At 67.7% G+C, this 19,179-nt stretch carries 7 protein-coding genes; 6 read left to right on the top strand and 1 reads right to left on the bottom strand.

The features are described 5' to 3' along the window. The first annotated feature begins 43 nt into the window (after nt 1-43). From TZ53_RS06630 to TZ53_RS27910, 6 genes are all read left to right on the top strand, one after another. Nucleotides 44-1,831 (top strand): ShlB/FhaC/HecB family hemolysin secretion/activation protein, encoded by a 1,788-nt coding sequence (locus TZ53_RS06630; RefSeq protein WP_238320135.1) that lies wholly within the window; start codon nt 44-46, stop codon nt 1,829-1,831. Next, complete coding sequence (locus tag TZ53_RS06625; RefSeq protein WP_044660783.1) at nt 1,831-8,946, top strand: hypothetical protein; 7,116 nt, start codon at nt 1,831-1,833, stop codon at nt 8,944-8,946. The genes TZ53_RS06630 and TZ53_RS06625 overlap by 1 nt, the downstream gene beginning before the upstream one ends. A gap of 111 nt (nt 8,947-9,057) precedes the next feature. Next, nucleotides 9,058-10,449, top strand: coding sequence for a multiheme c-type cytochrome (locus tag TZ53_RS06620; protein ID WP_044660782.1), 1,392 nt, complete (start codon nt 9,058-9,060; stop codon nt 10,447-10,449). Further along, nucleotides 10,446-12,416 (top strand): heme-binding protein, encoded by a 1,971-nt coding sequence (locus TZ53_RS06615; RefSeq protein ID WP_044660781.1) that lies wholly within the window; start codon nt 10,446-10,448, stop codon nt 12,414-12,416. The genes TZ53_RS06620 and TZ53_RS06615 overlap by 4 nt, the downstream gene beginning before the upstream one ends. Before the next feature lie 3 nt (nt 12,417-12,419). Next, nucleotides 12,420-14,243 (top strand): hypothetical protein, encoded by a 1,824-nt coding sequence (locus TZ53_RS06610; RefSeq protein ID WP_044660780.1) that lies wholly within the window; start codon nt 12,420-12,422, stop codon nt 14,241-14,243. A 2,083-nt stretch (nt 14,244-16,326) separates the two neighbouring features. Then, on the top strand, nt 16,327-18,264 hold the full coding sequence (locus TZ53_RS27910) for an LVIVD repeat-containing protein (protein ID WP_443216145.1): 1,938 nt from the start codon (nt 16,327-16,329) through the stop codon (nt 18,262-18,264). A 9-nt stretch (nt 18,265-18,273) separates the two neighbouring features. Here TZ53_RS27910 and TZ53_RS06600 read toward each other — a convergent pair whose 3' ends face one another. After that, a complete protein-coding gene (locus TZ53_RS06600) occupies nt 18,274-19,179 on the bottom strand; it encodes a TPR domain-containing protein (protein ID WP_044662910.1) in 906 nt (301 codons plus the stop codon).

Below are 19,179 nucleotides of genomic sequence, written 5' to 3'. Positions count from 1 at the left end.
TGCCTTTGACGCTTTGGGGACGTCTATGGGGAAGAAGGGGCACATGCGGGCTTCCGCTTTGGGAGGTTCGGCGGCCATGGCGCTGGCGATGCTGCTGCCCATGGCGGCGACGGCGCAGGTCGCGCCGCGCGCACCGACGCGCGAGGAATTGACGCGCGGGCAACTGACAGGGGAGGCGTCCGCGCAGGGCAGCCGCCTCACGGTCGTGGGCGGCGTCGAGCGCGCACCCTGTCCGCTGGCCGATCCGCGCTACGCCGGCGTGGCGGTCGATTTTGCCGATGTGCGTTTCGAAGGGCTGCGTGTCGTCGATCCGGCGGCGCTGGAGGATAGCTGGCGCGAATATGCGGGGCGCGAGGTGCCCATCGCCACCCTGTGCGAAGTGCGCGACCGGGCCGCGACCATGCTGCGGCAAATGGGCTATCTGGCGGCTGTCCAGGTTCCGCCCCAGCGTATCGAGAAGGGCGGCACGGTCCGCTTCGACATCTTCATGGCGCGGCTGGTGGCGATCGAGGTGCGGGGCGACGCCGGCAATGGCGAAAGGCTGATCGCCGCGCATATGGAGGCGCTGAAGGGCCAGCCGGTGTTCAACGTGCGCGATGCGGAACGGCATCTGCTGCTGGCGCGCGACCTGCCGGGCTATGACGTGCGGCTGGCGCTGCGCCCGGCGGGAACGGCGCCCGGCGAAGTGGTGGGCGAGGTGCAGGTGGTGCGCCAGCGCGTCGAACTGGACGTCAACATCCAGAATTACGGCAGCAACGCGGTCGGCCGCTTCGGCGGGCTGGCGCGCGTGCGGTTCAACGACATGACCGGCCTGGGCGACAGCACGCTGTTCAGCATCTTCAACACCGCCCAGCCGAGCGAGCAGACGGTGCTTCAGGTCGGCCACAGCATGGCGCTGGGCAACGACGGGCTGCGCCTGTCGGGCGACCTCACCTATGCCTGGAGCAAGCCGGGGATCGACGGCATACCGCTATCGTCCGAAACGATGATCGCGACGGCGGCGCTCGCCTATCCGCTGGCGCGGCGGCAGGTGCATACGCTGCTGGCGACGGGCGGGCTGGACATCGTCAACCAGGACCTGCGCTTCGGCACCGCCAAGCCCAAGGTGCCGCTGTCGCGCGACCGGCTGCGCGTGCTGTTCCTGCGGCTGGAAGGCGAGCTGATCGATCCCGACAGCATCGTCAGCACCCTCGGCTATTCGGGAATAGAGCCGAAATGGCGGCTGGGCGGCATGGTGGAGGCGCGCCAGGGCCTGAAAGGGCTGGGCGCGAGCGATGCGTGCGGCGCGGCTCTCGTCAACTGCGCTTTCCCAAGGACGCCGATCAGCCAGTTGGACGGCGATCCTTCCGCATTCGTGCTGCGGGCGAGTGTCCAGGCGGAATATCGGCCGACCCCGAAGCTGACCTTCACCCTGTCGCCAAGGGCGCAATATAGCCCGGACGTGCTCCTTTCCTACGAGCAGATGAGCGCGGGCAACTACACTGTCGGACGCGGCTACGATCCCGGCATCATCACCGGCGACAGCGGCGTCGGCATAGGGGCGGAGCTGCGTTACGGACGGATCACGCCGCGGGCGCCGGGCGCCATCGCGTTCCAGCCCTTCATCTTCTTCGACGCGGCCTGGATGTGGCATCACAGCGCCAATTTCGCCGGGCTCGACCCGCAGAAGCTCTATTCGGCGGGCGGCGGCCTGCGCGCCACGTGGGACAATCATGCCCGGCTCGACCTGACACTGGCGACCCCCCTGCGCAAGGCTGGTTTCCAGACCGAAAGGGGCGACACGCGGCTGCTCCTTTCCCTGACCACGCAAATCTTGCCGTGGAGGCGTTGATGACCAGGAAGCATGGCACATTCTCGCTCTGGACCCTGCTGGGCCGCACAAGCGCCGTGGCGCTGGCGGTCGGGCTCGGGGCCGGCGCCGCCATTGGCCAGAAGGCGTTTCAGGGCACGCCATCCATAGTTTCGGGCGACGCCTATATCCCGCCGAGCACGGACAGCGTCTCGCTGAACTCGACCCAGGCGGTGATCGACTGGACGCCCGACGATCGCGGGCCGGCCAATGCCGGCACGATCGACTTCCTGCCCCAGGGCAACACGGTCACGTTCAGCTCGTTCAGCGACTTCACGGTGCTGAATCGCATCCTTCCGCTGGACGGCAACGGACTGCCCGTATCGCGGGCGATCGCGTTCAACGGCACGGTGCAGAGCCAGGTCAGCGGCAGCCCGCCAAGCACCGGCGGAGCGGTGTGGTTCTATTCGCCCGGCGGCATCATCGCGGGCGCGAACAGCGTCTTCAACGTCGGATCGCTGGTGCTGACCGCCAACGCCATCGACATCAGCAACGGCCTCGACAGGAACAATATCCGCTTCGCAGGCCCGGCGGGCAGCACATCGTCCGTCGAACTGCTTCCGGGCGCGCAGATCAACGCGCTTTCGGCCGGCAGCTATGTCGCTCTGGTCGCGCCGCGCGTGGTGCAGGGCGGCACGGTCACGGTCAACGGATCGACGGCCTATGTCGGGGCCGAAGCGGCCGACATCCGGATCAACAACGGCCTGTTCGACATCGCCATCACGGCCGGCACCACGGACGCCAATGGCGTGGTGCACAGCGGCACGACGAACGGCCCTGAATCGGCGGGCAGCACCGACCCGCAGCGCATCTTCATGGTCGCGGTGCCGAAGAACAACGCACTCACCATGCTGCTGTCGGGCAATGTCGGCTACACGCCAGCGACGGCGGTCACCCCGGACGGGAGTGCCCTTGTGCTCTCGGCGGGTTCCGACATCGCCCATGACGCTGACGGGAACCTCATCGCCACGCGCAACGCCACGGCGACGGTGGAGGCGGGTTTCAGCATCGGATCGGGCGACTGGCAGAACGACCTGACCGGCACGGCGACCGGTGACATCGTCATACGTCCCGCCGCGACAACGCATTTCCTGGGAAATGTCGCGCTGTCCGCCGAACGCGGCATCACCCTGCGGGCCGATCAGTCCGGCGCGATCGCCGCGGACAGGGACATGATCCTCACCGCCGGAAGCGGCGCTACGGGCGGTCGCATCGACCTGCTCGCCTTCGGCGGCAGCGGCGCGGCCCTGACCAACGGACAGATCGACGTCACCGGCAATCTGATGCTGAACGCCAGCGGCGATGGCGGGGCGGGCGTCAGCGCGCCGCCCCTGATCGGCGGGGACGCGATTGGCGGGACGATCAACCTGATCGCCATGGGCGGATCGATCGCGGCGGCCAGCCTGATCGCCAATGCCGTGGGCTATGCGGGCTATGGCAGCGACAGGTCGGGCAATGCCACGGGCGGGGCGATCACCCTCTCTGCGCTGACCGCCGCCGGGCCCTCCGGCACCGAGGGAGGGAGCCTGCGCTTCGGCAGCACGGCGCTTGACGCCTCCGCGGGCACGGCTTTCCAGGTTTCGGTGCCGCCGGTCGATGGCGGCAGCGCCATGGGCGGCAGCGTTGCGTTCAACGGCACGTCCGGCAGCTTCATAACAGGCGGCCTTGACCTCGGGACCGTCAGCGCCAGGGCGCAGGCGACTGGCGGCATCGCCAGCACGGGCGCGGCGGGCAACGCGACCGGCGGCGACATCCGTGTCGCCATTTCCAGCGGCACGCATGAATGGACCAGCCTGAACGCCGACACCAGCACCGCGCCGGGCTATGCGACGGAGGGCGGCAGCTATGGCGCGGCCATCCCCGGCACCACCGGGATCGACATCGACGTCGGCGGCACGGGCAACCTCAATATCCTGACATCCGTTTCGCTCTATGCGGATGCGCGGGCCTCTGGCGGCGGCGCGTCTGGCGGCACGCTGCGGGCCGGGCGGATCAACATCTCCGCGCATGACGGGGGCAGCTTCGCGATTGCGGAGGACCTCTTCGCCACCGCCAATGCGTCCAGCTTCCCCGCTTTTCCGGGATCGACCTTCCTGACGCCCCGAACGGCCGACGCCTTTGGCGGGACCATCAGCATCGGCGCGGCGGGCGGCAGCTTCGGTGCGGCGGGGCTTTATGCCAGCGCCGGAGGCTTTGCAGGCGATGCGCCGGGCGTGGCGGGGAGCGGCACCGGCGGCGGCGTGACCCTGTTCGCCAGTGCTTCCGGCGGGCAGCGCGGCAGTTTTTCGCTCAGCGACTGCGCCAGCTATTTTTGCCGCGTCTCGGCCGATGGCTGGGGCGCGGCGGGCGCCGACGGATCGAACGGAACGGGCGGTTCCATCCTGCTCCATGCCAGCGATGCCGATTTCTCGGTGCCTGGCGAACTGACGCTGCAAGCCCAAGGCGTGGGCGGCGGCGCGGCGTCCGACGGCGTTGCCGGTCGCGGGGGCGATGGGCTGGGCGGCAGCATCCTCGTGGAAAGCCGCCTCGGTCTTGCCGGTACCGGCGACCTCAGCTTCGGCAGTCTGTTCCTGTCGGCGGAGGGTGCCTCGGCGCCCTCCAGCGACGGCATGTCCTTCAATGGCGGCGATGCCGGCAACGGCACGGGCGGAACGGTCAACATCAACATATCGGGCGGCAGCCTGACCGCCGATCTCCTGGATGCGCAGGCGAGCGGCTTCGGCGGCGCGGCGGGCGAGAACTGCCTTAGCTGCGAAGGCGGGGGCACTACCGCGTTCCTTGCGGGCAGCGGGCAGGGCGGCTCGGCCGGCTTCCTGATCTCCGGCGGCGCGGCGGCCATCGGCACGCTGACGCTGGCCGCTCACGGCACCGGCGGCGAAGCGGACGGCGCGAACGGCCCGTCGTCAGCGGCAGCCATTGCCGGTGCCGGCCTGGGCGGCCATGCACTGCTCGAATCGCGGGGCGGCACGCTGGAACTGGCGACGCTCGGCATCGATGCCAGCGGCACGGGCGGTCTGGGCTATCCGGTCTTTCAGGCCGACGGGGCGGATGGCGGAACCGGCACGGGCGGTACTGCGGGTCTGCTGATGACCGCCGGGAGCGGCGGGCAGGTCACGATCAGCGGCGCGGCCGTCGTCCGCGCATCGGGCCAGGGCGGCGATGGAGCGGAGACGGGCTCCGACGGTCCCGGCAATTATGCCGCCGGTTCCGGCGGCAGTGGAACGGGCGGCGTCGCGGATGTCACGCTGGCAGGCGGCATGCTGACCGCGCCTTCGCTTCTGATCTCGGCGGAGGGCCTTGGCGGGGCGGGCGGCAATAACGGCAGCGACGGGCCGGGCGCGGCAGCGGGCGATGGCTTGGGCGGCACCGCGCGCTTCTCCTATCTGAACGAAGGCCATGCGATCGGCACGGTCACGGTGAAGGCCGACGGGCAGGGTGGGGGGGCCGGCAATAGCGGCTTCTTCAGTTTCGACAATAACGGCAATCCGACATTTTTCTATGGCGTCGCGGCGGGCGGAGCCGGCGGCCGGGGAACGGGCGGCGTCGCCGCCATGCTGGTCGACGTCGATCCGCTTTTCGCCAGCCTGACCGTCAGCGCCGACGGCATCGGCAGCATGGGCGGCGGCGGGGGGACCGGCGGCGCCGGCGGTACGGGGACGGGCGGCGTTGCGACGCTCGATCTGGCGTTCGGCACGACGACGGTGAGCGGCGCGCTGCGCGTCACCGCCGCCGGCCTGGGCGGTGCTGGCGGCACGGGCCATGACGGCAGCGGCGGGCGCGGCGGCGATGCCTTTGGCGGTAGCGCGACGTTCGGCCTGACCGGATCGTCCACCCTGCTGGATGCCGGCGACATCGGCGTGCTGGCCGAGGCGCTAGGCGGGGCGGGCGGCCAGAGCGGCGTGCGCAGCGGCGCAGGCCTTGCCGGGGCGGATGGCGGCGACGCGACCGGCGGCACGGCGCTGCTCGATCTCAATGCTGGAGCGGCGGCGATAACGGGTCTCGCGCTGCGTATCAGCGGCAATGCCACGGGTGGCGATGGAGCCATCGGTACGGCCGGGCCGGTTGGCGGCAATGGCGGTGCGGGCGGCAATGGGTTCGCTGGCTCTGCCACCTTGCATATTGCGGATGCGCGCATGGCGGCTGGCAGCGCTTTGCCCCAGATGCCGGCCTACAGCATCACGGCGGTCGGCCTGGGTGGCAACGGAGCAGATGGCAGCGCGGGCAGCAATGCGGGCCTCACCGGCGGCCTGGGTGGTAGCGGCGGGAACGGCACGGGCGGCCTTGCGGCGTTCGACGCGGGTAATGGCGATTATGTGATGGGCGGCCTCACCCTGCGCGCGGATGGATTGGGCGGGCCTGGCGGAATCGGCGGCGCCGGGCCGGCGGGCGCATCGGCCGGGGGCGCGGCGGGCCCGGGCAGCGGCGGCACCGCCAGTCTTGCCAATGGCGATGGCGGCCTGCTGTCACCGGGCGCGCAGCGGCTGATCGACGCATTGTTCATGAGCGCGAACGGCGACATGAGCGGGCTGGTCCGCTTCACCGACAGCAGCACCGCCGCCAACGGTGGGCTGCGCGTCAACGGATCGCTCGCGCTTGCCAGCCTCGGTGTTCCGGTCGCCGGATTTTCCGGGATCTCCTTTGCGGCGAGCAATGCCGTGCAGGTGAGTGGGAATGCCGGCTTCACGAGCGATGGACCGCTTTCCTTCGCCTTCACAGGGTCGGGGGGGCTGGCCGCGACCGGCGCCCTCACCGGAACTTCGGGCACGCGCATCGACCTGAGCCATGCCGCGCGGCCACTGGGCGGTGACAGCCTGTTTGCGAACAGCATCCTGTTCACGACTCCCGGCGATGTCACCCTGCTAACGGCGGGCAGCCTGCGCGCGGTGGCAGGTCTGACGATCCTCGCCACGGGGGGCAATATCGGCCTTGCCAGCGGCAGCGCCCTGACGGCGGGCGGCGACCTGCGGCTGTTCGCGCAGGGCAGCGTCAACGGCACGGGCGCTGCCGCCAGGGCGGGCGGCACGGCAGCCATCGGCCTGGGCGGGGCGGGCGACATAGTGCTGGGTGATCTGGCGTCAGGCACATTGCTCGATCAGGTCGATTCCGCCGGCAATCTGTTGGGGACGGGCGGCATTGCGATCGGGGGCGACTTCGCCGTCTCCGGCCGGCTGGACATTGGCGCGGGCACCGGCACCCTGTCCGCCGCCAATATCGACATCGGGGCGCTGTCCGCCGATACCCAGCGATTGGCGGCGTCCGGCGCTCCGGTCCGCATCGGCAATGCGCTGATGAGCGGCGATCTGATCGTCAATTCCAGCCTGCTGCTGGGCAATGCCGATATTGCAGGACTCCTCCAGGTGCGCGCGCCGGGGCCGTTAGGCCTTGCGCAGCTTGGCGGCGCAGTGGCGGCGGGCGCGATCGACATCGCCGCGGGCGCCATCGTCAGCAGCGGCCTGACGGCGCGCAATGGCGACCTGTTGCTGCAATCCTCAACCGACCTGAACGTGACGGATGCCCGTGCCTCAGGCGCGATCGTCATGGCCGCCGCCAATCGCCTGACCATCGGCAACGCAGCATCAGGCAGCAGTCTGGCCCTGTCCGGGCAGGGGATCGACGCCGCCAGCCTAAGCGCGGGCGGCCAGAGCCTGCTGAACGCGGGCGCCGGCAGCCTGATGGTGGGCGACATCGCATCGGCTGGAGCGATAACGGCCAGCGGAGGCGTGGTGAGTCTCGGCGCGACCGGCAACATGACCGTAGCGCAGGCCACGGCATCGGCAGGCGCGTTGCTGTTGAACGCTGGCGGCGCTCTTTCCATTGTCGATGCGAGTGCGGGGGGCAATATGACGCTCACCGGCGGATCGATCGATGCGACCGCGCTTGACGCCGCGGGATCGCTGACGGCCACCGCCTCGGGCGTGGCGAGTTTCGGCAATGTGACGTCGCAAACGGGCGGCATCCTGTTTAACGCGGGAGGGTTGCTGAGCCTGACAGCTTCCGTCGGCGCACGGACGATCACGATGGCGTCCGGCGACATCGTCCTTGGCGGGGCAGCGCGGATCGGCAGCCTGAGCGGAACGAGCCGCATCGTCTTCAACGCGGTGAACCTGCAACAGCCCGCTTATGTCGGCGGCAGCGACGTCGCCGGAACCTACAGCCTGTCGGCGGCGGAATTGGCGCGGGTAGCGGCGGCGGACATCGCCATCGGCGCGCCCGCGCGGGGCGTTGCGGGATCGCCCGACATCGTCGTGCGGGATCTGACCCTTGGCACCGCCAATCTGCCGGGTGGCGGCCTGCTGACGATCGGCGCCGGCGGGCATCTGCGCGTCGAGGGGGCGGTACGGCTGACCGGACGCTCGGGGCAGGGCGGGCTGGTCCTGTCGGCGGGGCAGATGTTGGACATCGTTGCCGGTCCCGGCTCCATCGACATCAGCGACGGCAATGGCGGATTGGGCGGCGTTTTGACACTGGACGGCCCGAACATCATCGCCGCGTCCCTGTCGGCCATGGTGGATGTCGCTTCGACAGGCTCGCTCATCGCCAGGGAATTGCGGCTGGCGCAGAATGATGGGCTGGTGAACGATACGGGCATCCTGCGCGCAGGGACGATCCTGGCGAATGCGAGCCAGACCTTCTTCATCCAGAATAGCGGCCTCTCCAGCACGATCCCGGACCGGCGCGGCTTCACGGCCTATGCGCTGCTGATCGGCTCGGGCGGCTCCGCGTTGCAGATCGCCATCAACGGGCGGCTTGCCCTGCCCATGGGCGGTTTCGCGCAGGGGCTGGAGACGGTTCCGCTGGTCGCCGTCAATGGTTCCTACGCCCTGGGTTCGAAGGTCAACGGCTGTCTCATCGGCAATCCCGCCGCCTGTACCGGCACCGGCTTCGACAGCCGGGATACATGGAACGGCGTGCTCGATCCTTCGGTGTCGGTCAGCCGCATCTTCACCCTCTCCCTCATCGAATTGCGCGACATCGTGGCGCAGGGCTATCCGCCGCTGATCGACGAGCCGGTGACGGGCGCTGGCAATGAGGATCTGTGGGAACGCTCCTGCGGCGGACCGGATGAACCGGACTGCGCGGAAGGCGGCGCGCGATGATCGGCGGACAAAGGTAAAACGGGATTGAAACAACGGGTTGAACCCGTAGAGAGAAATGCACGGCGGACGCAGGGGAAAGCGTCCGAATCAGCCGGCACGGGGGCGTGACGAATGGGGGGCGGTAAGCGCAGGGTGATAGGCAGGTCCTTGGGCGGCATGGCGCTGGGCGTCATGCTGCTGGGATGGCTGCTGCTGTCCGGCCTGCCCGGTGGCGAATGGGGCGTGGCGGATGCCGCGCCGGCGGCGCGCGCCTATACCGGCGTAGCCTCCTGCGCGGGGTCCACCTGCCATGGCCGGATGGAGGGCGACGGCAAGGTCGTGCGTCAGGACGAACTGATGCGGTGGCAGGAGCCGTCGACGCCGGGCGGCGCCCACAGCCGCGCCCATGCCGTGCTGAACGGCACGCGCGGCCAGCAGATCGCGGCGACATTGGGGCTGGGCGACGCCGCCTCCGCGCCGGCCTGTCTTGGCTGCCATTCCACCCCGGCGGCGGCGCGCGGCGCGCGTTTCCTGACGCAGGATGGCGTCGGCTGCGAGGCCTGCCATGGCCCGGCGAGCGGCTGGATCGCCTCCCACTATGCCGTGGGCGCGAGCCATGCCGCCAATGTCGCGGCGGGCATGACGCCGCTCGACCGGCCGCAGGCACGGGCATCGGTCTGCCTCGATTGCCATTTCGGCAGCGCGCGGGACGGTCAGTTCGTCACGCACCGCATCATGGCGGCGGGTCATCCGCGCATCTCCTTCGAACTCGACCTCTTCTCCTCCATGCAGGCGCATCATGACGAGGATGGCGACTATGCGCAGCGCAAGGGGCGGACAGACAGCCTGAAGCTCTGGGCCGTGGGGCAGGCGATGGCGGTGGAACGGGCGCTGACCCTCTATGCCGGGGAAAAGGGGACGGAGGGGGCCTTCCCCGAATTCTATTTCTTCGATTGCCAGAGCTGCCATCGCCGCATCTACGACCAGGCGGAGCGCAGCAAGACCTGGGAAGCCAATCCGGGCCGGCCCATTCCAGCGGGCATGCCGCCCTTCAATGACGAGAACATGATCCTGCTGTCCGCGGCGGCGCGTGTGGCCGCGCCGGGACTGGCCGGGCGCTTCGATGCGGACAGCCGCGCCTTCCATGCTGCGATTGCGCGTGATCGGGCCGGGGCGGTCGCGGCGGCGGGCAGACTGGCGGGCAGCGCGCGAGCGCTGGCGGATGCCTTTGCGGCTGGCGGGATGCAGGGCGACATGGCCTTCGCCATCGTGCGCGAGATTGCGGGCAGCGCCATTTCGCCGCGCTTCACCGATTATGAAGGGTCGGTGCAGGCGGTGATGGCGGTCGACACGCTGCTCAACGGTCTGGTGAAATCCGGGCGCGTCACCATCGGCGCGGCGGCGGGCATCCGGGCCGACGTCAACCGCGCCTATGCAGCCGTCAGGGAACCGAACGGCTATCGCCCCGGCGATTTCCGCGCCGCACTGGGCAGCGCGGCGCGCAGCATCGGGGCGCTGCAATGAGGGCGCAGCATCATCGGCTGAGCGCACTCGCCGCGAGCGCAGCGTTGATCCTCTCCTCCTGCGGCGGGGGAGGCGGCGACAGCAGCGGCACGCCGACGCCAGCGCCCACCCCGACGCCAACGCCGGCCAGCCTCTATGGGACGCCCGCGCAGGAATCGCTGACGGTCGCGGATGTCGAAACCGTGGTGGCGCATGCCGTGGCGGAGGCAAAGGCGCGCAACCTGCCCGCCGTGATCGCCGTGACCGACCGGGTGGGCAATGTGCTCGCGGTCTTCCGCATGACCGGCGCGCGGGCAGGCGCCACCACCAGCGCCGCACCCAATGGCGACAATATCGACGCGCAGAACCTGACCGTTCCCGCAGAGGCCGGCGCCATCGCCAAGGCGATCACCGGCGCCTATCTGTCGAGCGGCGGCAACGCCTTTTCGACCCGCACGGCGAGCATGATCGTGCAGCAGCATTTTCCGCCCGCGCCGACCACGGCCGGGCTGGAAAGCGGGCCGCTGTTCGGCGTGCAGTTCAGCCAATTGCCCTGTTCCGACCTTTCGGCGCGCTTCGTCTCCTCGGGCGCGCAGGCGATGATCGGGCCGAAGCGGTCGCCCTTGGGGCTGGCGGCCGATCCGGGGGGCTTCCCGCTTTACAAGAATGGCGTGGTGGTCGGCGGCATCGGCGTCATGGCGGACGGCGTCTATGGTTCCGACGGCAATGTGCTGGACGACGACAATGATCCGGAAGAATATATCGCGCTGGCGGGGACCCTGGGGTTCGAGGCGCCCGAGACTGTCCGCGCTGATCGCATCACGGTGGACGGCACCTCGCTGCGCTATTCCGATGCGGCCTATTCCGGGCTGATCGCGACGGGTGCGGTGAGCTTCGCCGCGATCAACGGAAGCGAAGGCGCGCTGGTCGCGGTGCGCGGCTATTATGGCGATCCCGCGCCGATGATCCTGGCGGGTGTCGCTTATGGTACAGAGGCGTCGGGCGTCCGGCGGGCCCGGTCCGCCGAATTTCCCAAGACCGACGCCTTCGTCCTGACCGACGGGTCGGGCAATGACCGCTTCCCCATCCGCGCCGGAACCGACGCGGGCGATGTGGCGCAGCCGCTCACGACGGCGGAAGTGACCGCGATCCTCGAAGAAGCCTTCACCGTCATGAGCCGGGCGCGGGCGCAGATCCGCCAGCCGCTGGACAGCCGGGCGCAGGTGACGATCAGCCTGGTCGATACGCGCGGGCAGGCGCTGGGCATCGTCCGGTCGCCCGACGCGCCGATATTCGGCACCGACGTCAGCCTGCAAAAGGCCCGGACGGCGGCCTTCTTCTCCGGTTCCCACGCGGCGGCGGACCTGCTGGGCAGCAGCAGCGCCGATGTGGCGGCCTTCGTGGGGAAGGCGCGGACCTTCCTTAACGATCCGTCCGCGTTGACCGGGCGATATGCCTTCACCGATCGCGCCAATGGCAATCTTTCCCGTCCCTATTTTCCCGATGGCGAGGTTGGGCGGCCCAACGGGCCCTTTTCGCGTCCCATAGCGCAGTTCAACCCCTTCTCCACCGGCTTGCAATCGGCGCTGGTGGTGGGCGATCTCGCCGCCCATCTCGCCTTCGTGACGGGGGCCAGCGCGACGGACGCGCCGCAGCGCTGCTCGGCCGTGCCGACCGTCTCCGACCGGAACCGGGTGCAGAACGGCATCCAGATCTTTCCCGGTTCCGTGCCCATCTATCGCGGCAATGTGCTGGTCGGCGGCATCGGCGTGTCGGGCGACGGCATCGATCAGGATGACATGATCAGCTTCCTTGGCCTGCACAATGCCGGCCTGCGCATGGGCGGCGTCGGCAATGCGCCCGCCGCGATCCGCGCCGACCGGATCGTGGTGGACCTGGGCAATGCGACGGTGCGGCTGCGCTATGTGGGCTGTCCCTTCGCGCCGTTCCTGGACAGCGCATCGCAAAATGTCTGCACGGGGCTGTAGGGGATGGGCCTTGTCTCGCTCCTGCCCCTGTTCGCGCTGGCCCAGCCCGGCGAGCCTATGCCGCCCCCTCCGCCGGAAAACTGGCAGGAGCTTTTGGATGCCGACCGTCAATCCATAGAGGGCCGCCGCCGCCCCGGCTATGAAGCGCCGCTGCCCCAAGCCGTGACGCAGGACAATAAGGGTGCGGTTCGAGCGCCGCCGCCGGAGGCCTTTCCGACCGATCAGGTGCCGATCCCGGATCGCTGGCGCCTGATCGAAAGCCTGGGGGTGGTGAAGGAACGCTGGTTCGATCCCTATAACCAGAATATGCTGAAGGGCGACCGGCCGATCGACCGGGAAAAGGCCAAGTGGCTGCCGATCAAGGGCGACGACTGGTTCTTCGTCGCCAATGCGGTGAGCGATACCGTGCTGGAACCACGGACCTTCCCGATTCCGGTGGGCGTGCAGACGACGGAGCGGCCGGGCAGCATCGATGTCTTCGGCAAGGATGCGAGCTATGTGTTCAGCCAGACCTTCATCGGCGGCGTGGCGCTCATCAAGGGCGCGACCGCCTTCAAGCCGCCGGAGATCGAATATCGCCTGACGCTGGCGTTAAACGTCAATCATGTGAACGTGCCCGAACGCCGCGTGCTGTTCGTGCAACCCTCCCGGCCGTCGCGCCGCACCGACCATTTTCTGGGCGTGCAGGAAGCCTTTGTCGACTATCACCTCGCCAACACGTCGGACCGCTATGACTTCCGCTCGCTGCGCGTCGGTATCCAGCCCTTCCAGTCGGATTTCCGCGGCTTTCTGTTCAATGATCAGCAATTGGGCATCCGGCTGTTCGGCAATCGCGACAATAACCGCTTCCAGTTCAATCTGGCGGCTTTCTGGCGATTGGAAAAGGACACCAATAGCGGCCTCAATTCGGTCGTGCAGTCGCCGCGCAGGGACTGGATATTCCTTGCCAATCTCTACCGGCAGGATTTCCTGATCCCCGGCCTCACCAGCCAGATCACCGCCGTCTACAACATGAACCGCGAGAAGCGGGACATAGAGATCGACGACAACGGCTTTCCGGTGCGTCCGGCGCTGCTGGGCGACCTGCGCGGGCGGGAATATGATGTCGTCTATCTCGGCTATAATGCCGACGGGCGGATCGGACGGCTGAATCTGACGGCGTCGCTTTACGGCGCGCTGGGGGAGGATCGGAACAGCATCTTCACTTCGCGGCCCGCGCAGATCAGGGCCTTTTTCGCCGCCGCCGAAGCGAGCGTCGACAAGGACTGGATGCGGTTCCGCATTTCCGGCCTCTATGCCAGCGGCGACGGCGATCCCCATGACAATCGCGAAAACGGGTTCGATGCGATTTTCGAGAATCCCGTCTTTGCCGGCGCGGACACCAGCTATTGGATCAGGCAGTCCATTCCCTTTGCCGGCGGTGGGCGCGTGATCGGGATCAACGGACGCAACGGCATATTGAACTCCCTGCGTTCCTCGAAGGAACAGGGGCAGTCGAACTTCAACAATCCCGGCACGATGCTGCTGGGCGCGGGGGCCGATTTCGACCTGATGCCGGAACTGCGGCTGTCGACCAACGCCAATCACCTCTGGTTTCAGAACACGGCCACGCTTCGGGCGCTGCGCAACGAGGGCAGCATTCCCACGGCCATTGGCTGGGACCTGTCGACGGCGGCGATCTGGCGACCCAGGGCGACGCAGAACATCGTCTTCCGCCTGTCGGGCGCGACCCTGTTGCCGGGCGCTGGATTTCGCGACCTCTTCACCAATAGCGAGCGCAACCGGAACTATTATTCCGTGCTCGCCAATTTGATCTTGAGTTACTGATGCGTTGGCCTTTTTCCCCTCTGTCATTCCCGCCTTCGCGGGAATGACGGTGGTGGTGGTGCTTGCGGCGTTGCTCCTTCCCGTGGCTATCCTCTACGCTTCCGACGCCGAAAAGCCGGTCGAGCGCCACTATGCCCCCGCGCCGCCAGCGCCGATGAGCCAGACCGCCGAGCAGGTCGCGGCGAAATCGGACGGCTGCTATAGCTGCCACAGCAAGACCGACGAGCCGTCCATGCACGCGACCCCTGCGGTGATGCTGGGCTGCACCGACTGCCATGGCGGCAATGCGGCGGTGCGGGGCGATCCCGCATTGGGCTTCGAAGACCCCGTCTATGTCGCGGCGCGGGAGAGGGCGCATGTGCTGCCGCGCTATCCCAAGAGCTGGCACTATCCCTCCTCCGCCAATCCGCAGCGGACTTACACGTTGCTGAACCGGGAAGCGCCGGAGTTTGTGCGCTTCGTCAATCCCAGCGACTATCGGGTGGCGCGGGACGCCTGCGGGTCATGCCATATGCAGGTCATCGAGGCGGCGGAACGCTCGCTGATGGCGTCGGGCGCGATGCTGTGGGGCGGGGCGGCCTATAATAATGGGATCGTGCCGTTCAAGAACTACATCTTCGGCGAGGCCTATACCAAGGATGGGAAACCCGCGAAGATCGTCTCGCCCGGCAGCCCGCCCGGCACGCTGACCGCTGAACAGAAGGCGCGCGGCGCCCTGGCGGAACTCTATCCGCTGCCGACATGGCAGGTGATCCCGCCCGGCGACGTATTCCGCGTATTCGAACGCGGCGGGCGCAATATCGGCACGCAATTTCCCGAAATCGGCCTGCCCAATCCCACCGGATCGATCCAGCGGCTGGAGGAGCCGGGGCGGCCCGACCTCAAGCAGTCCAATCGCGGCCCCGGAACGGGTTTGCGCGTGGCGATTCCGGCGCTCAACATCCACAAGACCCGCCTCAACGATCCCTATATGTGGTTCATGGGGACCAACGACCAGCCGGGCGATTATCGCCATTCGGGCTGTTCGGGGTGCCATGTCGTCTACGCCAACGACCGCGAGCCGCGCCACAGCCTGATCTACGCCCAATATGGCCGGGACGGGCAGACCGCCACGGTCGATCCCACCATCGCGGCCAAGACGAGCCATGGCGGATTGAAAGGCCCGCATGGCGAGACCGTCAAGCCGGATCATCCGGCCAGCCCCGAACACCCTGTCGGCGCCGTCAAGGAAAGCGGCCATCCGATCCGCCACGCCTTCACCCGCGCCATCCCGACCGCCCAGTGCATGAACTGTCACATGCACCAGCCCAATATCTTCCTGAACAGCTATCTGGGCTATACGATGTGGGACTATGAGTCCGACGCCCCGCTGATGTGGCCGGAAAAGCAGAAATATCCCACCGGGGCGCAGGTCCACCAGACGCTGGAACGCAATCCGGAAGGCGCTTCCCCACGCGGCAAATGGGCGGACCTCGAATTTCTGCGGAATGTCTATGACCTGAACGACAGGGCGAAGGACACGCAGTTCGCGGACTATCACGGCCATGGCTGGAACTTCCGCGGCGTGTTCAAGCGCGACCGGGAGGGCAATCTGCTCGACGCGGACGGCAATATCGTGTCGCCCGACGATCCGGAAAAATGGCGCCGGAAGGGGGAGGACAAGTTCGTCCCCGTCGGCACCAATCCCGGCAAGTCCGTGCACCTGATGGACATTCATGCCGAAAAGGGCCTGCAATGCGCCGACTGCCATTTCGCGCAGGACAGCCACGGCAACGGCTTCATCTATGGCGAAGTGGCCAATGCCATAGAGATCGGATGCAAGGACTGCCACGGCACGGCAGATGCCTATCCGACGTTGCTGACCTCCGGCCCGGCCGCGCCGCCCAAGGGCACCAATCTCGCCCTGCTGCGCAATCCGGATGGCAAGCGGCGCTTCGAATGGTATTTCGACGCCAGCGGGCGGCAACGGCTGATCCAGCGGTCGATCGTCGATCCGAAACTGGAGTGGGAAGTGAGCCTGGTGAAGGATTCGGTCGACCCCGCCAATCCGCACTTCAACGCCAAGGCCGCCCGCGCCAAGCTGATGAGCCGTTCGGGCGCGGAGGATGGCAGCTTCGCCTTCGGTCCCGGCGTCGCGAAGGAAGACCGGGCGCATGGTGACGACAACATGGCCTGCTTCACCTGCCATCTGAGCTGGACCACCAGTTGCGGCGGCTGTCACCTGCCCATCGAGGCGAACTGGAAGACGTCGCTCCACCATTATGACGGGGAGGAGACGCGCAACTTCGCCACTTACAATCCCCAGGTGGCGCGCGACGAGATGTTCCAGCTTGGCAAGCACATGACCACCAAGGGCAATGAAACCGCCCCGGTTCGCTCGACGTCGGCGCTGGTCCTGTCGTCCACCAACATCAATCGCGAGCGCATCTATATCCAGCAGCCGCCCATATCCGGCATCGGCTTCTCGTCGCAGGCCTTCGCACCCCATTTCCCGCATACGGTGCGCCGGACGGAGACGAAGACCTGCACTGACTGCCATTTGTCGGCCAAGGACGACAACAACGCCATCATGTCGCAATTGCTGCTGCTCGGCACCAATTTCGTGAACTTCGTGGGGTTGAATGCCTGGATGGGGCTGGAGGGTGGGTTCGAGGCGATCCGCGTCACCGAATGGGACGAGCCGCAGGCGGTGATCGGCAGCTATCTCCAGAAATATGCCTATCCCGATTACTGGAAGCTGCATGTCGACCAAAACAAGCGCGAACTCAGGAACTGGGTGCGCGGCAAATATTTCGACAAGAAGGCGTCGGGCGAGACCCAGGCCGTGGAGGAGTTTCGCAATGTCGTGAAGGGCACGGCGGGCCGCGTCGGATGCCTGCAACTGCGCGGCGAATATATGTATGTGGCCGAAGGAAAGGGCGGGTTCCGCGTCTATGACGTGGCCTCCATCGCCAACAAGGGCTTTTCCGAGCCGATCCTGAGCGCGCCCTTCTCGAAGCTGGGTCACAATAGCGGCGTGCCGTCGAAGCACGCGACATGCATGGCGCTGGCCACCAACCAGCCGGTCAACCCGCTGCGCAACACGCCGGAGCTGCGGCGGATCAACCAGGAACAGCCCTTCCTGCCGATCTACAGCTATGCGGCGGTGACGGACAGCGTCGAGGGGCTGATCATGGTCAATATCGAGACCATGGCCGATGGCGAATTCCGCAACAATTTCCTGAAGCGGGCCGTCACCTGGAACCCCGATGGCGTGCTCAACGGAGCGCGGCATATCCAGTTGGCGGGGCAGGTCGCCTATATCACCGCCGACGCCGGATTGGTCGTGGTGGACCTCAGCGATCCGCTCCATCCCCGCCTCGCCGCCGTCCGCCCGATGAAGGACGCGCGGGCGAGCGCGATCCAGTTCCGTTATCTGTGGGTGACGGATGCGGAGGGCCTGAAGCTCTTCGACGTGACGAAGCTCACCGATCCGGTGGCGGTGCCGTCCGCCACCGTGCCGCTGGCCGATGCGCGCCGCATCTATCTGGCGCGCACCTATGCCTATGTCGCGGCCAAGTCCGAAGGGCTGGCGATCGTCAACATCACCAACCCGTTGCGGCCGGTCGTCTATGCGAAGGAGACGTTCGGCGGGCAGATGACCGATGTGGAGGATGTGATCGTCGGCACCACCAATGCGTCGCTGTTCGCCTATGTCGCGGACGGCCGGAACGGGCTCAAGGTGATCCAGCTCACCAGTCCGACCAGCCAGCCGAATTTCTATGGCTTTTCACCAGCGCCCAAGCCGGAACTGATTGCCTGGGCAAGGACACCTTCGCCGGCTTTGGCGCTGTCCAAGGGGCTGGACCGCGACCGGGCGGTCGATGAAACGGGCGGGCAGATCGCGGTGTTCGGACGCCTCGGCTCGCGGCCCTTCACCCGCCTGGAAATGGAGCGACTGTTCCTGAACTCCAGGGGGATTCCCTATAAGGTCAGCGACGAGGTGGATATGAAGGGCTGGCGGCCGCCTCTGCTGCGCTGAGCCAGGGTTTCAGGCGCCCGGCACGCCCAATATCCGCGCCTCATCCCTGATCCGTCCCGCCTGCGCCGGATTGGCCGACCGCGCCTGCGCATAGGCCGCCGTCGCCTTGCCCGTCTCGCCCAGCGTCATGCGGCTGCGCATCAGCATGATCCAGCCGTCGACATTGCCCGGATTGGCCTTCAGCCTGGCCTCCAGGCTGGCCACCATGCCCTCGACCATCGCATCCTGCTGCCCCTTGGGAAGCTGCGCCGCGGCCTGCATCTGCTCGCGGCTTGGACCCGGTATCGCCGCTGCCGCCACGGACATGCCGGCGCCCATGGGAGGATGCGGCGCGGTCGGCTTCACCGCCGCCAGCCGCTCCGCGACATTGATGCCGTTGATCTTTCCCACCTGCTCTATTGTCCGGCGCAGATCGGCTTCCCATGGCGCGCCCGGCGGCGTGTCGCCCAGCAGGGCCAGCCAGTCGCGGATCGCGCCCTCATGATCCTTCGCCAGATCCTTGCGCACCGCCAGGAAATAACGTGCCCTGGGGTCCTTGGGGTCGAGCGAGATCGCCTTGTCGAAGGCGTCGGCCGCCTCCTTCGGCATGGGATCGCGCTCGCTCGCCATCACTGCCGCTTCGCCAAGCGAGGACCAGAAGGTGGCGTTCCCCGGCGCCAGCTTCGTCGCATGGCGATAGGCGCGCACCGCATCGGCATGGCGGCCGCTCTCGAAATAGGCCCAGCCCAGCCTCTGCCAGCCCTCCGCATCGTTGGGATTTGCCCCGACCCGGTCCTGTAGCGCGCGGATCGCCGCTTCCGGGTCGCTCGGCCCTTCGTTCGTCAGCGGCGAGGGCAGGACGGGCGCTTTCGTCTCCTCCGGCGCGTGCGTCAGATTATAGCCGATCGATAGGGCGGCGATGCCGACCGCGCCCAT

The organism is Sphingobium sp. YBL2 (assembly GCF_000943805.1).
GTDB lineage: Bacteria > Pseudomonadota > Alphaproteobacteria > Sphingomonadales > Sphingomonadaceae > Sphingobium > Sphingobium fuliginis.
Note: the sequence above shows the minus strand (reverse complement) of the source record. Positions and strands in the feature narration are given on the sequence as shown.

Bases quoted from the DNA above. Each gene is read 5' to 3' on its own strand.
- TZ53_RS06630 (WP_238320135.1), top strand. From the start codon at position 44: ATGCGGGCTTCCGCTTTGGGAGGTTCGGCGGCCATGGCGCTGGCGATG.
- TZ53_RS06625 (WP_044660783.1), top strand. From the start codon at position 1,831: ATGACCAGGAAGCATGGCACATTCTCGCTCTGGACCCTGCTGGGCCGC.
- TZ53_RS06620 (WP_044660782.1), top strand. From the start codon at position 9,058: ATGGGGGGCGGTAAGCGCAGGGTGATAGGCAGGTCCTTGGGCGGCATG.
- TZ53_RS06615 (WP_044660781.1), top strand. From the start codon at position 10,446: ATGAGGGCGCAGCATCATCGGCTGAGCGCACTCGCCGCGAGCGCAGCG.
- TZ53_RS06610 (WP_044660780.1), top strand. From the start codon at position 12,420: ATGGGCCTTGTCTCGCTCCTGCCCCTGTTCGCGCTGGCCCAGCCCGGC.
- TZ53_RS27910 (WP_443216145.1), top strand. From the start codon at position 16,327: ATGAGCCGTTCGGGCGCGGAGGATGGCAGCTTCGCCTTCGGTCCCGGC.
- TZ53_RS06600 (WP_044662910.1), bottom strand. From the start codon at position 19,179: ATGGGCGCGGTCGGCATCGCCGCCCTATCGATCGGCTATAATCTGACG.